The sequence below is a fragment of the Xanthomonas cucurbitae genome (genome assembly GCF_002939885.1).
GTDB lineage: Bacteria > Pseudomonadota > Gammaproteobacteria > Xanthomonadales > Xanthomonadaceae > Xanthomonas > Xanthomonas cucurbitae.
Window position 1 is genome coordinate 1 of the sequence record NZ_MDED01000163.1, and the last position, 293, is coordinate 293.

Here is a 293-nt window from a genome sequence, read left to right on the forward strand (position 1 = left end):
GATCACTACGAAGGGCGCGGTTGGCGGGGGTTTCATCATCACGCCACGCTATGCATTGCTGCTTACGGGTTTCTGGTTGCTGAGCGCTTGCGTGGAGCGCATCAAAAAAAACCGTCACAACGCCCGCAACCTGCCCTACCCGAAGATTACCGCCCGCGCGGGGCGACCGATGCGGGCTCAGCGCCATGTAGTGGACTCGATCGCGACGCTGCGCTGGACAATCGCCGTAGAAATTGCAGTGACATTACTTGGAACGATGTCTCCGCACCTTCGCATTTAATGACACAGTAGGA

General features: G+C 57.7%; 1 pseudogene. It reads left to right on the top strand.

The features are described 5' to 3' along the window. Positions 1-291, top strand: a pseudogene (locus XcuCFBP2542_RS19205) (hypothetical protein); the annotation flags it as partial. Between the last annotated feature and the right edge of the window lie 2 nt (positions 292-293).